This window comes from Mycobacterium sp. NGS29, from assembly GCF_059812965.1.
On the sequence record NZ_JCALDR010000003.1, the window covers coordinates 252,226 to 267,680 of the forward strand.

The 15,455-nt window shown below is 68.0% G+C and carries 12 protein-coding genes and 1 pseudogene; 9 read left to right on the forward strand and 4 right to left on the reverse strand.

Annotated features, from left to right (window positions below; all coding sequences use genetic code 11):
- Window positions 1–9 precede the first annotated feature (9 nt).
- On the forward strand, window positions 10–945 hold the full coding sequence (locus AC5Y5Z_RS05855; RefSeq protein WP_499924022.1) for a COX15/CtaA family protein: 936 nt from the start codon (window positions 10–12) through the stop codon (window positions 943–945).
- Here the strand turns inward: AC5Y5Z_RS05855 and AC5Y5Z_RS05860 are convergent.
- On the reverse strand, window positions 895–1,725 hold the full coding sequence (locus AC5Y5Z_RS05860; protein ID WP_499923875.1) for a DcsG N-terminal domain-containing protein: 831 nt from the start codon (window positions 1,723–1,725) through the stop codon (window positions 895–897). The genes AC5Y5Z_RS05855 and AC5Y5Z_RS05860 overlap by 51 nt on opposite strands.
- Window positions 1,726–1,745: 20 nt before the next feature.
- On the opposite strand from AC5Y5Z_RS05860, the gene AC5Y5Z_RS05865 reads away from it, so the two are divergent.
- Complete coding sequence (locus tag AC5Y5Z_RS05865; protein ID WP_473139587.1) at window positions 1,746–2,723, forward strand: quinone oxidoreductase family protein; 978 nt, start codon at window positions 1,746–1,748, stop codon at window positions 2,721–2,723.
- A 78-nt stretch (window positions 2,724–2,801) separates the two neighbouring features.
- On the opposite strand, the gene AC5Y5Z_RS05870 is transcribed toward AC5Y5Z_RS05865, so the two are convergent.
- Window positions 2,802–3,749, reverse strand: a complete 948-nt coding sequence (locus AC5Y5Z_RS05870) for a heme o synthase (protein WP_473139586.1) — start codon at window positions 3,747–3,749, stop codon at window positions 2,802–2,804.
- Between the two features lie 253 nt (window positions 3,750–4,002).
- Here AC5Y5Z_RS05870 and tkt point away from each other — a divergent pair, with 253 nt between their 5' ends.
- The 7 genes and pseudogenes from tkt to AC5Y5Z_RS05905 all read left to right on the forward strand — a co-directional run.
- Complete coding sequence (tkt, locus tag AC5Y5Z_RS05875; RefSeq protein ID WP_463825065.1) at window positions 4,003–6,093, forward strand: transketolase; 2,091 nt, start codon at window positions 4,003–4,005, stop codon at window positions 6,091–6,093.
- A 16-nt stretch (window positions 6,094–6,109) separates the two neighbouring features.
- Entirely contained in the window at window positions 6,110–7,228 is a 1,119-nt protein-coding gene (tal, locus tag AC5Y5Z_RS05880; protein WP_499923878.1) for a transaldolase, read from the forward strand.
- Window positions 7,225–8,757, forward strand: coding sequence for a glucose-6-phosphate dehydrogenase (gene zwf / locus AC5Y5Z_RS05885; protein ID WP_463825063.1), 1,533 nt, complete (start codon window positions 7,225–7,227; stop codon window positions 8,755–8,757). The genes tal and zwf overlap by 4 nt, the downstream gene beginning before the upstream one ends.
- A 25-nt stretch (window positions 8,758–8,782) precedes the next feature.
- Window positions 8,783–9,694 (forward strand): glucose-6-phosphate dehydrogenase assembly protein OpcA, encoded by a 912-nt coding sequence (gene opcA, locus AC5Y5Z_RS05890; protein ID WP_463825062.1) that lies wholly within the window; start codon window positions 8,783–8,785, stop codon window positions 9,692–9,694.
- On the forward strand, window positions 9,691–10,437 hold the full coding sequence (pgl, locus tag AC5Y5Z_RS05895; protein ID WP_499923881.1) for a 6-phosphogluconolactonase: 747 nt from the start codon (window positions 9,691–9,693) through the stop codon (window positions 10,435–10,437). Before opcA ends, pgl begins: the two co-directional genes overlap by 4 nt.
- Window positions 10,438–10,461: 24 nt before the next feature.
- On the forward strand, window positions 10,462–10,860 hold the full coding sequence (locus AC5Y5Z_RS05900) for a magnesium transporter CorA family protein (protein WP_463825060.1): 399 nt from the start codon (window positions 10,462–10,464) through the stop codon (window positions 10,858–10,860).
- A pseudogene (locus AC5Y5Z_RS05905) lies at window positions 10,857–11,660 on the forward strand (PIG-L deacetylase family protein); the annotation flags it as partial. The gene AC5Y5Z_RS05900 and the pseudogene AC5Y5Z_RS05905, both read left to right, overlap by 4 nt.
- A gap of 15 nt (window positions 11,661–11,675) precedes the next feature.
- On the opposite strand, the gene AC5Y5Z_RS05910 reads toward AC5Y5Z_RS05905, so the two are convergent.
- Both AC5Y5Z_RS05910 and ppc read right to left on the reverse strand, forming a co-directional pair.
- Window positions 11,676–12,488: a DUF1206 domain-containing protein gene (locus AC5Y5Z_RS05910; protein WP_499923883.1), complete on the reverse strand. Its 813-nt coding sequence runs from the start codon at window positions 12,486–12,488 to the stop codon at window positions 11,676–11,678.
- A 28-nt stretch (window positions 12,489–12,516) separates the two neighbouring features.
- The gene (gene ppc, locus AC5Y5Z_RS05915; protein ID WP_499924024.1) at window positions 12,517–15,324 is read right to left on the reverse strand and encodes a phosphoenolpyruvate carboxylase; all 2,808 of its coding nucleotides are present in this window, start codon (window positions 15,322–15,324) and stop codon (window positions 12,517–12,519) included.
- Window positions 15,325–15,455: the final 131 nt, after the last annotated feature.

Sequence of the window (15,455 nt, forward strand, 5' to 3'; positions counted from 1 at the left end):
GGGGCGTTGATGCGGCTGGTGGACCGGCTCCCCGACCCCAGCCTGCGCATCCAACGCTGGATCGCCGCCGCCGTCATCCTCACCCAGGGCGGCATCGCGGTCACCGGCGCGATCGTCCGCGTCACCGCCTCGGGCCTGGGCTGCCCGACCTGGCCGCAGTGCTTTCCGGGCAGCTTCACCCCCGTCGCCCACGCCGAAGTGCCGCGCATCCACCAGGCCGTCGAGTTCGGCAACCGGATGATCACCTTCGCGGTCGTCGTCACCGCCGCGCTGGCCGTACTGGCGGTCACCCGGGCGCGACGCCGCCGCGAGGTGCTGGTCTACGCGTGGCTGATGCCGGCCTCGACCGTGGTGCAGGCGGTCATCGGCGGCATCACCGTACGCACCGGGTTGCTGTGGTGGACCGTCGCGATCCACTTGCTGGCGTCGATGACGATGGTGTGGCTGTCGGTGCTGCTCTACGTCAAGGTCGGCGAGCCGGATGACGGTGTGGTCCGGGTTCGGGTGCCCCGGCCGCTGCGCCTGCTCACCGTGCTCAGCGCTCTGAATCTGGCCGCGGTTCTGGTGACCGGCACGCTGGTGACCGCGGCCGGCCCGCATGCCGGCGACAAGAGCCCCAGCCGCACGGTCCCGCGGCTCAAGGTCGAGGTCACCACCCTGGTGCACGCCCACTCGTCGCTGCTGGTGTCCTATTTCGCGCTGCTGGTGGGCCTGTGCTTCGGGCTGGTGGCGGTGCACACCTGCCGGGACACCCTGCGGCGGCTCGGCGTCCTGCTCGCGCTGGTGACCGCCCAGGCCGCCGTCGGCACCGCCCAGTTCTACACCGGGGTCCCCGCGGTGTTGGTCGCCCTCCACGTGGCCGGCGCGGCGGCGTGCACCGCGGCTACCGCGGCGTTATGGGCGTCGATGCGAGAACGGGCCGAGCCCGAGACCTTCGCAGGCTGACTCCACGGCCAGCGCGAACTGCCGCTGAGCCTGCTCACGGGTCTGGGTGTCCAGGCGCAGCCAACCCAGCGCCGGGTCGATCAGCTGCAGTTCGAGCACCCGGTGACCGACCAGATGAACCCGTGCATACAGCAGCTCCCCCGGTGCGGCGGCCAGCGCGGCGGCGCCGACGTCCCAGAGTTCGAAATCCACCTCCCCCTGATGCAGGGTGTCGCCCCGCGGGACGAACGCGTGCGACGGCTTGCCACCGAGAAATACCAGCACCGTTTCCGGGCCAAAGCCCGCCTGGACGAACACGGTCCGGCCGGCGCGGTGTTGCTCGTCGACTTCAGTGCGGGCCGCTGCCGGAACGCTGCATCGCCGCGTCCCGGTGCCGACGACGGGTCCGACGAAGATGTGGCCCTCGCGCGGCAACCGGGCCCGCTCGCCGGGCGCGCACGTCGAGCCCGGCACCGTCGGCACCCCCCGAGCCGCCAGATCGTCCAGGTAGCGCCGATCGGCGTTCCAGGCGACGACGGCGGGCGGGTTGAGCACCTGCTGCGCACCGTGCGCCCAGGTCAGGAACTCGTCGAGCCGGGTGGCGTAATCGTGGGTGGCCCGCAGGATCACCAAGTGTGCCGCGGCGACCTCCGGGTCGTCCCAGGACAACCATCGGGCCTGCAGACCCCGGTGTCGCAGCGCGGCCACCAGCCCCGCGTCGTCGCCGTCGCCGGCGGGACGCTGAGGACTGCCCGCCAGCACGATGCGCGGATGGAAGACGTCCGGTCGGGCTAGTTTCATGCCCGGGCATGATATCCCCCATGCGTGCGATCGAAGTCAGCGAAACCGGCGGTCCCGAGGTCCTGAACTACACCGAGGTGGCCCAGCCCGAGCCCGGCCCCGGCGAGCTGCTGATCAAGGCGGAGGCCATCGGCGTCAATTACATCGACACCTACTTCCGTTCCGGCCAGTACCCGCGCCCGCTGCCCTTCGTGCTGGGCTCCGAGGTGTGCGGAACGGTGGTCGCGGCCGGCCCCGAAGCGGGCGACGACATTGCCGTCGGCGACCGGGTGGTGAGCCCGTCAGCCAACGGCGGGTACGCCGAATTCTGCACTGCCCCAGCATATTTGACCGCCAAGGTGCCCGACGCAGTCAGCTCCGAGGTCGCCGCGTCGGCACTGCTGAAAGGCCTGACCGCGCAGTATCTGCTCAAGTCGGTGTATGCGGTGCAGAGCGGCGAGAGCATCCTGATCCACGCCGGCGCCGGTGGGGTGGGCCTGATCCTGACGCAGTGGGCCACCGCACTGGGAGCGCGGGTGATCACGACGGTGTCGACGCCGGAGAAAGAGGCGCTGTCGCGGCAGGCCGGGGCCGCCGAGGTGCTCCCCTACCCCGACGACGCCGGTCAGTTCGGTCAGCGAATCCGCGCGCTCACCGACGGTGCGGGGGTGGCTGCGGTGTACGACGGCGTGGGGGCGACCACCTTCGACGCGAGCCTGGCCAGCCTCTCGGTGCGCGGCACGCTGGCCCTGTTCGGCGCTGCCAGCGGACCCGTCGCGCCCGTGGACCCGCAGCGGCTCAACCACGCCGGTTCGGTGTACCTGACCCGGCCCTCACTGGCCCACTTCATCCGCACTGGACCCGAATTCAGTTCGCGCGCAGCCGCATTGTTCGAGGTGATCGAGAGCGGGGCGGTGCGGGTCGAGGTCGGCCACAGCTATCCGCTGGCCGACGCCGCGCGTGCGCACATCGATCTGCAGGGGCGGAAGACGTCCGGCTCGATCGTGCTGCTGCCCTAGGTCCAGCGTCCTCAAAATGCCGGTGCCGCACGGCGTGTCGACGTACATTTCGGGACGCTCGGCGCAGAGAGTCGAGGGTCAGAATAACGTCGGCAGCGCGATCACCGAGTCGATGGCCAGCGCGCAGAACACCAGCGCCAAGTAATTGTTGGACTGCAGAAACAGCCGCAGCGGCTTGATCTCCTCGCCGGCGCGCACGCCTGCGTACAGCTGGTGGGCCATCGCCAGGAACCAGACCCCGGCCACCACCGCGACCGCCGCATACAGCCACCCGGCGGCCAGCGCGAGCGCCAGCGTCGACAGCACCGTCAGCCAGGTGTAGATCAGGATCTGCTTGGTGACCTGACGCTCGGTCGCCACCGCGGGCAGCATCGGCACGCCGGCTACTTTGTAGTCTTCTTTGTACCGCATCGCCAGCGCCCAAGTGTGCGGCGGCGTCCAGAAGAAGATCACCGCGAACATTGCCAGCGCCGGCCACCCGATGGTGCCGGTGACCGCCGACCAGCCGATCATCACCGGCATGCACCCGGCCGCCCCGCCCCACACCACGTTCTGCGAGGTGCGCCGCTTGAGCAGCAATGTGTAGACGAACACGTAGAACGCGATGGTGGCCACGGCCAGCAGGCCGGAGAGCAGGTTGGTGGTCCACCACAGCCAGCCGAACGAGCCCGCGCTGAGCACCAGGCCGAAGATCAGCGCGTTACGCCTGGGCACCGCCGCCCTGGCCAGCGGCCGGCGCGCGGTCCGCTTCATCACCTTGTCGATGTCGGCGTCGGCCACGCAGTTCAGGGTGTTGGCGCCGCCCGCCGCCATGATGCCGCCCAGCAGCGTGTTCAGGATGAGCAATGGCTCGACGGCGCCACGGTGCGCCAGCAGCATCGCCGGAATCGCGGTGACCAACAGCAGCTCGATCACCCGTGGCTTGGTCAACGCCACATAGGCCAGCACCTTGCCGACGACCCGGCCCTGCAACAGGCCTTCGGTCCGGCCCGGCGCCACGATATCTGGGCGCCCGCGAACGCTCACGCATTAACTCCTCGGTGAAATCGCAGCCGCGCGCAGCTTCTACTACGCACGATGGTAGACGGCGCGAGCGCGCCCGCGGACCCGCAGGGGTCGATTCGGCGGTTTCGCGGTGCTGAACCCCAACGAAATATTTTCACACCGGCTTCATTGGGTACACCCCATTCTGGACCTGCTACCGGCCGCCAACCGGCACTAGGGTGAAATTGATCAGTTTTATGACGCCCGACTGTGGACTGGACTGAGGACTGAATTAGTGACCACTGCCGAAGAGATCTCCGAGCTCACTCAAGCGCACCACCCCGACGACTGGACCGAGATCGATTCGGCTGCGGTCGACACCATCCGGGTTCTGGCCGCCGACGCCGTGCAGAAGGTCGGCAACGGCCATCCCGGAACCGCCATGAGCCTGGCCCCGCTGGCCTACACGCTGTTCCAGCGGGCCATGCGCCACGATCCCAGCGATGTCCACTGGCTGGGCCGCGACCGGTTCGTGCTGTCGGCCGGGCACAGCAGCCTGACGTTGTACCTGCAGCTCTACCTGGGCGGGTTCGGGCTGGAGCTCTCCGACATCGAATCGCTGCGCACCTTCGGCTCCAAGACCCCCGGGCACCCGGAGTTCCGGCACACCGAGGGCGTCGAGATCACCACCGGCCCGTTGGGCCAGGGATTGGCCTCGGCGGTCGGGATGGCGATGGCGGCGCGCTATGAGCGCGGTCTGTTCGACCCCGACGCCGAACCGGGCAGCAGCCCGTTCGACCACCACATCTACGTGATCGCCTCCGACGGCGACATCGAAGAGGGCGTGACGTCCGAGGCGTCGTCGCTGGCCGCGGTGCAGCAACTGGGCAACCTCATCGTGTTCTACGACCGCAACCAGATCTCGATCGAGGACGACACCAACATCGCCCTGTGCGAGGACACCGCGGCGCGCTACCGCGCCTACGGATGGCATGTGCAAGAAGTCGAGGGCGGCGAGAACGTCGTCGGCATCGAAGAAGCGATCGCCAACGCCAAGGCCGAGACCGGCCGGCCGTCGTTCATCTCGTTGCGCACCATCATCGGATTCCCCGCGCCCAACCTGATGAACACCGGCAAGGCGCACGGCGCGGCCCTGGGCGACGACGAGGTGGCCGAGACCAAGAAGATCCTCGGGTTCGACCCCGACAAGACGTTCGAGGTGCGCGACGACGTGATCGCGCACACCCGCAAGCTGGTCGAGCGCGGTAAGGCTGCTCACGAGAAGTGGCAGACCGACTTCGACGCGTGGGCCGAGCGCGAACCCGAGCGCAAGGCGTTGCTGGACCGCCTGACCGCGCAGGAGCTGCCCGACGGCTGGGACGCCGACCTGCCGAGCTGGGAGCCGGGCGAGGACGAGATCGCCACCCGCAAAGCCTCCAACAAGGTGCTGGATGCGGTGGGACCGAAGCTGCCGGAGCTGTGGGGCGGATCGGCCGACCTGGCGGGCAGCAACAACACCACCATCGACGGCGCCAAATCCTTCGGTCCGCCGTCGATCTCCACCAAGGACTACCAGGCCGACTGGTACGGCCGCACCCTGCACTTCGGTGTGCGCGAGCACGCGATGGGCGCGATCCTGTCCGGCATCGTGCTGCACGGACCCACCCGCGCGTACGGCGGCACGTTCCTGCAGTTCTCCGACTACATGCGTCCGGCGGTGCGGTTGGCGTCGCTGATGGACATCGACACCATCTACGTGTGGACGCACGACTCGGTCGGACTCGGCGAGGACGGTCCGACGCACCAGCCGATCGAGCACCTCTCGGCGCTGCGCGCGATACCGAACCTGTCGGTGGTGCGACCGGCCGACGCCAACGAGACCGCGTACGCGTGGCGCACCGTGTTGGCCCGGGGCAATGGCAGCGGCCCGGTGGGGCTGATCCTGACCCGCCAGAACGTTCCCATCCTGGCCGGCACCGACGCCGACGGGGTGGCGCGCGGCGGCTACATCCTCGGTGACGACGGCGGCGACGAGCCCGACGTGGTGCTGATTGCCACCGGCTCCGAGGTCCAGCTCGCCGTCGAGGCGCAGAAGTTGTTGGCGGACAAGGACATTATCGCGCGGGTGATTTCGATGCCGTGCGTGGAGTGGTTCGAGTCGCAGCCGGCCGACTACCGCGACAAGGTGCTGCCGCCGTCGGTGTCGGCGCGGGTGGCCGTCGAAGCCGGTGTCGCCCAGTCCTGGCACAAGCTCGTCGGCGATACCGGCAAGATCGTGTCCATCGAGCACTACGGCGAATCCGCCGACTACAAGACGCTGTTCAAGGAGTACGGCTTCACCGCGGAAGCCGTCGCCGACGCGGCGGAAGAAGCACTCGATAACTGAGAAAAGGTGATTCAAGATGACCCAGAACCCGAATCTGGCTGCACTGAGCGAGGCGGGGGTATCGGTATGGCTGGACGACTTGTCCCGCGACCGAATCCGGTCCGGCAATCTGCAGGAGCTGATTGACACCAAGAGTGTCGTGGGAGTCACCACCAACCCGTCCATCTTCCAGAAGGCGTTGGCCGACAGCGACACCTACGACGACCAGATCGCTGAGCTGGCCGAGCGTGGCGCCGACGTGGACGCCACCATTCGTACGGTGACCACCGATGACGTGCGCGACGCGTGTGATGTGTTGCGGCCGCAGTGGGAATCCTCCGACGGCGTGGATGGCCGGGTGTCGATCGAGGTGGACCCGCGGCTGGCGCACGACGCGGACAAGACCGCGCAGCAGGCGATCGAGCTGTGGAAGATCGTGGACCGGCCCAACCTGTTCATCAAGATCCCGGCCACCGAAAAGGGCATCCCTGCCATCACTTCGACTCTGGCGGAAGGCATTTCGGTCAACGTCACGTTGATCTTCTCCGTCGAGCGCTACCGCGCGGTGATGGACGCCTACCTGGAGGGGCTGGAGAAGGCCAAAGAGGCCGGCCACGATTTGTCCAAGATCCACTCGGTGGCTTCGTTTTTCGTGTCCCGGGTGGACACCGAGGTCGACAAGCGGCTGGAGAAGATCGACTCCGAGGACGCGCGAGCGCTGCTCGGGCAGGCCGCGGTCGCTAATGCCCGCCTGGCTTATGCCGCGTACCAAGAGGTCTTCGAGGGCGGTGAGCGTTTCGAGGCGCTCAAGGCCGACGGCGCCCGGGCGCAGCGGCCGCTGTGGGCGTCCACCGGGGTCAAGAACGAGGACTATTCCGACACCCTGTACGTCACCGAACTGGTGGCCCCCAACACGGTGAACACCATGCCGGAGAAGACGCTGAACGCCGTCGCCGACCACGGTCAGATCAGCGGCGACACGGTCACCGGCACCGCCGCGGAGGCCCAGCAGGTGTTCGACAGGCTCGACTCCATCGGCATCGATCTGGACGACGTGTTCATCGCGCTGGAGAAAGAAGGCGTGGAGAAGTTCGAGGACTCCTGGAAGGAACTGCTCGAGGAAACTCAGGCGCAGCTCGACTCCGCCGACAAATGAGTCAGGAGTCCTGGCAGAACCCGCTGCGCGACAAGCGCGACAAACGACTCCCCCGCATCGCCGGCCCGTGCGGCATGGTGATTTTCGGTGTCACCGGCGATTTGGCCCGCAAGAAGGTGATGCCGGCGATCTACGACCTGGCCAACCGCGGTCTGCTGCCGCCGACCTTCTCCCTGGTGGGGTTCGCGCGCCGGGACTGGAGCTCACAGGACTTCGGTGACGTGGTGTACCAGGCCGTCAAGGAGCACTGCCGAACTCCGTTCCGCCAGGAGAACTGGGACCGGCTGGCCGAGGGATTTCGTTTCGTGCCAGGCTCTTTCGACGACGACGACGCATTCGGTCGGCTCGCCGAGACGCTGGAGAAGCTCGATGCCGAACGGGGCACCGGCGGCAATCACGCGTTCTACCTGGCGATTCCGCCGAAGTCGTTTCCGGTGGTGTGCGACCAGCTGCACAAGTCCGGACTGGCCCGCCCGCAGGACGACCGGTGGAGCCGGGTGGTGATCGAGAAGCCCTTCGGCCACGACCTGCACAGCGCTGAGGAACTCAACAAATCCGTCAACGCGGTCTTTCCCGAGGACGCGGTCTTCCGCATCGACCACTACCTGGGCAAAGAGACAGTACAGAACATCATGGCGCTGCGGTTCGCCAATCAGCTGTTCGACCCGATCTGGAATTCCCACTACGTCGACCACGTGCAGATCACCATGGCCGAGGACATCGGATTGGGCGGTCGCGCAGGCTATTACGACGGCATCGGCGCGGCCCGGGATGTGATCCAGAATCATCTGATGCAACTGCTGGCGCTGACCGCGATGGAAGAGCCGGTCAGCTTCACCCCGAAGTCGTTGGAGTCGGAGAAGATCAAGGTCCTCTCCGCGATCAGGCTCGCCGAGCCGCTGGACGAGACCACCAGCCGCGGCCAGTACACGGCCGGGTGGCAGGGCGGGGAACGGGTGGTCGGCTTGCTCGAGGAGGAGGGCTTCGCGACGGATTCCACCACCGAGACATTCGCGGCCATCACCCTGGAGGTCGACACTCGTCGCTGGGCGGGCGTGCCGTTCTATCTGCGGACCGGAAAACGGTTGGGCCGCAGGGTCACCGAGATCGCGCTGGTGTTCAAGCGCGCCCCGCATCTGCCGTTCGACGCCACCATGACCGATGAACTCGGCGCCAACGCCATGGTGATCCGGGTGCAGCCGGACGAGGGCATCACGTTGCGGTTCGGCTCCAAAGTTCCCGACACCGCGATGGAGGTCCGGGACGTCAACATGGACTTCTCCTACGGCTCGGCGTTCGCCGAGGAATCGCCGGAGGCCTACGAGCGGCTGATCCTCGACGTGCTGCTCGGTGAGCCGTCGCTGTTCCCGGGCAACGAAGAGGTCGAATTGGCCTGGCAGATACTCGATCCCGTGCTCGACAACTGGGCGGCGCACGGCAAGCCGGAGCCCTATGCGGCCGGCACCTGGGGTCCGGAGTCGGCGTTCGAGATGCTGCGCCGCACCGGCCGGGAATGGCGGCGGCCATGATCGCCGGCGAGGAGGGGCGGCGCGGATGATCGTCGAAGTACCGGAAACCACCACCACCGCGGTCAACAAGAAACTCGACGAACTGCGCGAAGAGGCCGGCATCGTGACGATGGGCCGGGTGCTGACGCTGATCATCGCACCGGACAGCGACGCCGTGCTGGAAGAGTCGGTCCAGGCCGCCAACGACGCCAGCCACGAACACCCCAGCCGCATCATCGTGGCGATGCGCGGCGACCCGTACGCGGACAAGCCCAAGCTGGACGCCGAGATCCGGGTCGGGCGCGACGCCGGCGCCGGCGAGGTGCTGATTCTGCGCCTGTCCGGCGCGCTGTCCGGGCATGCCGACAGCGTCGTGGTGCCCTTCCTGCTGCCCGACATCCCGGTGGTGGCCTGGTGGCCGGACATCGCTCCCGAGGTGCCGGCACAGGATCCGTTGGGCAAGTTGGCAATTCGCCGCATCACCGACGCCACCAACGGCGAAGACCCGCTGTCGGCGATCAAGAGCAGGCTGGCCGGGTACACCGCCGGCGACACCGACCTGGCCTGGAGCCGCATCACCTATTGGCGCGCGCTGCTGACCTCGGCCGTCGATCTGCCACCCCACGAGCCGATCGAATCGGCGCTGATCTCCGGGTTGCGGACCGAGCCCGCGTTGGACGTGCTGGCCGGGTGGCTGGCCAGCCGGATCGACGGACCGGTACGCCGCGAAGTCGGCGACCTGAAGGTGGAGCTGGTGCGCGCGAGCGAGACCATCACGCTGAGTCGGCCCCAGGACGGCACCACCGCCACGCTGAGCCGCACCGCGAAGCCCGACGCCCGGGTTCCGTTGCCGCGCAGGGTAACCGGTGAATGCCTGGCCGAAGATCTGCGCCGGCTCGACGCTGACGAGATCTACCTGTCCGCACTGGAAGGGATCAAGAAAGTGCAGTACGCATGAGCACCGAGATCCAGACGTTCGCCGACGGCGACGCCCTGGCCGAGGCGGCCGGCCAGCGACTGATCGGTGCCGTCCGGGACTCGATCGAGGCGCGCGGTCAGGCGCTGATCGTGTTGACCGGCGGCGGCAATGGCATCGGGTTGCTGCGCCACCTGGCGACCCGGGCGGATCAGATCGACTGGTCGAAAGTGCACATCTTCTGGGGCGACGAACGCTACGTCGCCGAAGACGACGACGAGCGCAATGAGAAGCAGGCGCGCGAGGCGCTGCTCGACCACGTCGACATTCCGGCCAGCCAGGTGCATCCGATGGCCGCCGACGACGGCGAGTTCGGCTCCGACATCGACGCCGCCGCGCTGGCCTACGAGCAGGTGCTGGCCGCCAACGCCGCAGCGGGTGACACATCGCCCAGCTTCGACGTGCACCTCCTGGGCATGGGTCCGGAAGGCCACGTCAACTCGCTGTTCCCGGACACCCCGGCGGTGCGCGAAACCAGCCGCATCGTGGTCGCGGTCGAGGACTGCCCGAAGCCGCCGCCGCTGCGAATCACCTTGACTTTGCCGGCAATCCAGCGTTCGCGGGAAGTCTGGCTGCTGGTGTCCGGCGAAGGCAAGGCCGACGCGGTTGCCGCCGCGGTCAACGGCGCCGAGCCGGTGTCGCTGCCGGCTGCCGGTGCTGTCGGCCGCGAGGCCACGGTGTGGTTCCTGGACGAAGATGCGGCCAGCAAGCTTTCCCGGGGGTAGGTGGCTCCGCCTGCGGGAGTAATAATGACCTCCATGGCAGACACAAGCGGCACCCGACCGAAGCCGGCTCGGCAAAGAGTGAAGACGCTGACCCAGGCGGCCCTGAACGCCGACAAGACGGTGGAGCAGGTCGAGGATGTGCTGGACGGCTTGAGCACTTCCCTGGTGGAGCTGAACAAGTCGTTGAAGGCGCTCAATGCCACGGTCGAACGGATGGAAGACGCTTTGAACCATCTGGACCGCACCCTGTCCAGCCTCGATGACCTCGCCAAGCGGCTGCTCGGCGTACTGCAGCCGGTGGAAGCCATTCTGGAGCGGATGGACAACATCGTCAGCTGGGGCGAGACGATGATGGCGCCGATCAACGTGACCGAGCACATGATGCGCGGCGTGCTGGACAAGCTCCGCAACAGAAGCGTGTGACCCGCCCGGCCGGCGCCCGCGCCAGCGCCGCGTCCACCGTCGTGGCGTTTCACGCACATCCGGATGACGAGGTCATCCTGACCGGCGGCACCCTGGCCAAGGCCGCGGCCGCCGGACACCGCGTGGTCGTGGTCAGCGCCACCGACGGGCGGATGGGCTCGGACGCCGACGACACTCGCTTGGACGAATTGCGTTCGAGTGCAAGGACTCTGGGCGTCCACCGGGTGGAATGCCTGGGTTATGCCGACAGTGGGTACGGGTCGGACTTCTATCCGGACCCGCCGGGGCGGGTGCGGTTCGGCCGCGCCGACGTCGAGGAGGCGGCGGCGCGGCTGGCCGACATCCTGCGCGCCGAAGACGCCCAGCTGCTGATCAGCTATCAGCCCAACGGCGGCTACGGTCACCGCGACCATGTGCAGGTGCACCACGTGGGCAAGCGCGCCGCTGAATTGGCCGGTACGCCACGGCTACTCGAGGTGACGATGCCCCGGGAACTGCTGCGCCGTGTCAGCGACCTGTGCCGACTGTTGCGGCTGCCGGCGCCGTACGAGCCGGAGATCATCGACAGCTCCTATGCGCCGCGGGCCACCATCACCCACCGGGTCAATGTGCGACGGTTCGCGCGGCAGAAGCGAGATGCCTTCGCCGCGCACCGTTCCCAGCTCGGTGACGGACTGGCCGCCCGTCTGTACGGGGTGTTGATGCGGTTGCCCCCGCAGGTATTCGGCGCGGTGTTCAGTTACGAATGGTTCGTCGACCCGGCGGCAGCTCCGGGCCCGCTGCTCGACGACATCTTCGACAGCGGTGCGCAGCCCTCACATCTTGGTCGATCGGGCCAGCACGAAACTGAACAGACCGTAGGTGATGATCCCGAGGCCGGCGGCGATCAGCAGGGCTGAACCGAAGGGTTGCGCCCCCAACGTGCGCAGGGCGCCGTCGAGACCGGTGGCCCGGCTCGGCTCGGAACGCCACGCGGCCACGACCACCAGCAGGCCCGCGGCCGCGAGCACCACACCCTTGCCGACGTAGCCCGCCACCCCGAGGTGGCGGACCACCTTGCCCGACGTGCCGTTGAGGTCGTCGACGAACTTGCGCGCCGCCCCTTTGTAGATGTGGTATCCCCCGATTGCGACCACCGCCACCCCGGCGGCGACCAGCGCGATGGTGCCCGCCGTGGACTGCATCAGGCGTGCACTCATGGTCGAGCTCTGTTCGCTCGAGGCCCGGCCCGCACCGCGCGCGAAACCCCATGCGGAATAGGCGAATCCGAGATACACCGCGGCCACCCCGAAAGCCTTGGCCCGGTCCAGCAATCCCGGCGACGAGTCCGACGACTCGCGGTCGACCGCACGTCCGAGAAACGTCTCGACCAATCGCCACAGGCCCAGCGTCAACAGCAGGCCGGTGGCGACCCACAGCGCGGCCGGACCGCCGGGCTGGTCCGCCAGGGTGGCGAGCGCCCCGGACTGGTCCGCGGTACCGCCGTCGCCGAGTGCGATCCGGATGGCCAGGTAGCCGACGATCAGATGCAGCAGGCCGGAGACGACGAACCCGGCGCGCGCGAACTTTTCGAACACCTCGTTCTGCGCGACCTGCACCCCGCTGACCGACCGTGCGTTCTCGAACATGGGACCCCCTCGGTACCGGGGATGCCCGTTATCCGCTGTTGCGTAACGCGCTGGCCAGCCCGTTCATCGTGAGCAGAATGCCGCGCTGCACCAGTTCGTCGTCCTCCCCGGAGCGGTAGCGGCGCAACAGTTCGACCTGCAGGTGGTTCAGCGGTTCGAGGTAGGGGAACCGGTTGAACACCGAACGCGCCAGCGACGGGTTGTCGGCCAGCAGATCTTCCTCACCGGTGATGCGTTTGTACATCGTGATGGTGCGCTTGTGTTCGTCGACGATCTTGTCGAAAACGCGGTTGCGCAGGGCCTCGTCGTCGACCAGCTCGGCGTAGCGGGCCGCCAGGCCCAGATCGCTCTTGGCCAGCACCTGCGCCATGTTGGACAGCACGCTGCGGAAGAACGGCCACCGCTCATACAAGTCGTGCAGCACCGCAAGCCGGTCCGCTTCGCTGTCCGGGCCCGCGGCGATCCACTGCTCGAAGGCCGCACCGGTGCCGTACCAGCCGGGCAACATCACCCGGGACTGGCTCCAGGCCAGCACCCAGGGGATGGCGCGCAGATCCGCGATGGACTCCGTCGGCTTGCGTGAACTCGGCCGGCTGCCGATGTTGAGCGACCCGATCTCACTGACCGGCGTGGAGGCTTTGAAGTACTCCACGAAACCGTCTGTGTGATGGACCAATTCGGCGTATGCCCGCTGGGCCAGGGCGGCGATCTCGTCGAGCACCCGGTAGGCCGGTTCCGCGTCGTCGCCGAGACCTTCGACGTCGAGCAGCGTGGACTCCAGCGTCGCGGCCAGCAGGCTCTCCAGGTTGCGCCGGGCCATCTGCGGTTCGGCGTACTTCGCCGCGATCACCTCGCCCTGCTCGGTCAGCCGCAGCGAACCGTTCACCGCCCCGGGCGGCTGCGCCAGGATCGCCTGATAGCTCGGGCCGCCGCCGCGGCCCACCGTGCCGCCGCGACCGTGGAACAGCCGCAACCGGATTCCGCCCTTGCGGGCTGCGTCCACCAGGGCCAGCTCGGCGCGGTAGACCGCCCAGTTGGCGGCCAGATATCCGCCGTCCTTATTCGAGTCGGAGTAACCCAGCATCACTTCCTGCATGTCACCGCGTGCGGCGACCATGCCGCGGTACAGCGGAAGCTCCAGCATCGCCTGCAGAATGGCCGCGCCGTTGTGCAAGTCGTCGATCGTTTCGAACAGCGGCGATATCCCCACCGGACAGTAGGGTTCGTCGCCGGAGGCGTCGAGCAGGCCCACCTCTTTCATCAGCAGGGCCGGTTCCAGGATGTCGGACACCGACTGGCACATCGAGATGACGTAGTTGGGAACCGCTGCGGGACCGTAGGTTCGGACCGCGTGGGTGGCGGCGCCGACGATGTCGAGTTCCTTGCGCGCCAGCTCGGACAACCTGGCCCGGTCGCCGACCAGTGGCCGGCGGGTGCTCAACTCGGCCACCAGCAGTTCGACCCGCTCGTCTTCGGGCAGCGAGGCGTAGTCCGGGTGCACACCGGCCCAGGCCAGCAGTTCGGCGACCACCTCCTCGTGCACGTCGGAGTTCTGGCGCAGATCCAGACCGCTCAGGTGAAAACCGAAGACGTGCACGCTTTCTCGCAGCAGCGCAAGGCGGTCGTCGGCCAGCAGCGCGCTGCCGTGCGTGCGCAACGACGCGTCGATGGTGTCCAGGTCCGCGCGCAACTCCCCCGGTGTGGCGTAGGCCGGCAGACCCAGGTCCAACAGATGCAGCGGCTCCTGATCCAGGATCGCGGTCGCGGTCGCGCTCAACCGGGACCGGATCACTCGCAACGCGCGGCGGTACGGCTCGTCGTCGCGCGCTTTGTCCTGGCATCCCTGGGCCAGCTCGGCCAGTTCGGGAGTCACCGCGAGCAGCCGCGAGGACATCGACAGCTCCTGCTCGAGGTGGTCGAGTTCGGCGAGGTAGTGCGCCAGCGCGGTGTAGGCAGCGCTGCCGGTGGCCAGCCGGACCACGTCGGCGGTCACGTTCGGGTTGCCGTCCCGGTCGCCGCCGATCCAGGAGCCCGGCTGCAGGATCGGACCCGACAGCAGGTCGGCGTCGGGCCAGCGGGCCCGCAGCGCGTCCCGCACTTCGGCGTTGACCTTGGGTAGCACCTCGAAGAAGGCGGACGCGTAGTAGCGCAGCCCGACCGCGATCTCGTCGCTGATCTGCAGCCGGGACAACCGGATGATCGCGGTCTGCCACAAGGTGAGGATCTGGCGACGCAACTCGAGTTCGACGCTGCGTCCGCTGTCGGTCTCGGTGTGCCCCTCGGAGTGCAGCCTCATCAACTCGGTGATGCGGTGCTGGGTGACGAAGACCGTGCGCCGCCGCGTCTCGGTGGGATGGGCGGTGATCACCGGGGCCACCAGCGCGCCTTGCAGGGCCTGCGCCACCGTCGCCGAATCCAGGTCAGCGTCGTCGAGCTTGGCGTAGGTGGCGGCCAGGCTGCTGTCCTGCGGGGGTTCGCCCGCCTCGACGTGGACGTTGCGCCGGCGTTCGCGATGGATGTCTTCGGCCACGTTGGCCAGCAGTGCGAAATGGGTGAACGCGCGGATGACCGGGATGGCCTGATGGATGTCGATGCCGTCGAACATGCGCGAGACCTCGGCGCGGTCGATCTCCGAACGCCGGACCCGGAAGGATTCCACCCGCGCCCGCTCTACCAGATCGAACACCTCGTCGCCGTTCTGCTCGCGCACGGTGTCGCCGAGGATGGCGCCCAGCAGCCTGATGTCGGCGCGCATCGGCTCGGTCGCGTCGCGACCCACCTTCGTGCGGTGCACGTCGCCGATGGGTTCCAGGGCGGTGTCAGAGGCCTCGACCATCGTCCCAGTATCGGTGCCGACCGGCTTGACGGCCATTTGGCAGCGTTTAGGCAGTCGGGGCCCGGGTAAAGAAGGCCATCCCGGCCGTCGGTCGCGGACGGCTTGAGTTGACCGGCCCCCTGACTGCGCTA